The 1,410-nt window shown below is 44.3% G+C and carries 2 protein-coding genes; both read right to left on the bottom strand.

What is annotated here, in order from left to right:
• A partial coding sequence (locus GRP75_RS26925; protein WP_337194278.1) for a phosphotransferase occupies nucleotides 1–323 on the bottom strand: 323 nt, incomplete at its 3' end.
• Between the two features lie 190 nt (nucleotides 324–513).
• A partial coding sequence (locus tag GRP75_RS26920; protein WP_160790884.1) for an FAD-dependent oxidoreductase occupies nucleotides 514–1,410 on the bottom strand: 897 nt, incomplete at its 5' end.

Raw genomic sequence — 1,410 nt, 5'->3', positions numbered from 1 at the left:
GCTGCAGTTAACGTGGGGATAATCTCTTCAGCATCTTTCCCTTCGATCCAGGTGAACAGAGAATACACAGATTGACCATCATGACAAATCCCAAATTCAAGCGGCCGGGACATGAACAGATTCTCCACGTGATCCAGCTTTGTTACAGCTTCAAACTCGCGTTTCTTTTTATCATAATGAACCATATTCGCCATTCTTAGCAGCAATTCCCTACCGTCAGTGGTTTGAATATAATATTTTTTGTCACTAGACCAGCCTTTATGAATCTCTTCCACGCTGCTCCACATGCTGGCACCCGGTATTTCACTAAAGAGTCGATTCACGCTCATCCCCCCAAGTTAAGATAGCCTTACTTACTATATTTGCTTTCCATAGTTTACCTTTAAAATAACAGAGGAATCAATCTTCTTCCAGGAAAAACTCAAATAAAAAAGGCTGAAAAGACAAGCCGTCTCTTCAACCTCAATATTCACTGAGTTGCCATCGTGAACACCCATCACTTGTATTGTCAAATCAGTAAGAATAAGAAAACTCATGTTTAAATTCGTCAACCCGTTGAATGGTTTTCAGAATATTGCGACCTTCACGTGTGCCATCAATAATACGACGAGCTTGTTTACTATCCCCGATATTAATAACTTCTACTTGATGTTCTTTACCATATTCGAGCAAGCTGTCCACCAGCGGACTGTATGAACGCATACCCAAGCATACGAATCCAAGGTCAAAAGGAATCTCAAACTCCTGTTCTCCATGCTTTACTTTGAAGCGGTCGCTACACACTTCTGTCAAAGCTGTTTCCGTATGGACGTTCACTTCCCGCTCCTCTACCATTTTCATCATGGAAATGCGAGTAATCATATCCAGGTCTTTACCCAGTAGCGGCATCATCTCAATGATGGAAACCTCTTCTGCTCCACGCTCTGCGTAATATTCGACGACATCCAGTCCCACAGCTCCGCCACCAACTACAGCAATGCATTTACCTTCAAACTCCTGGAATTTCTCCATGTTGTGCAAAAGATCAAAGATGGAGAACACTTTTGTGCCCGGTTTGCCCAGTTGTTCATGCAAACCTGCAATTGGCGGAAGAAGTGGTGTGGACCCCGTCGCATTGACAATAATATCAGGATTCAGGGCACTAATCATCGCCAAATCGGCTCGGGTCCCTGTTACAATGTTCAGATTGGTTAACTGTTTGGTGCGTTGAATCAGATAATCAGGGAAATCATTGATACGTGTTTTGTCCGGCAAGCGGGCAATATCACGAGCCAAGCCGCCCAACTCTGGTTTCTCCTCAAAGAGGGTTACTTTGCAGCCTACTTCGGCTGCCGTACATGCTGCTTCCATGCCGGCAGTGCCCCCACCAATAACAACAACATGAACATTCTCTTTAACACGTCGTTTCCG

This window comes from Paenibacillus sp. OT2-17, from assembly GCF_009827695.1.
Lineage (GTDB): Bacteria > Bacillota > Bacilli > Paenibacillales > Paenibacillaceae > Paenibacillus > Paenibacillus polymyxa_B.
The sequence above is the reverse complement of the archived record's forward strand: the minus strand, read 5'-3'. Positions and strand labels throughout refer to the sequence as shown.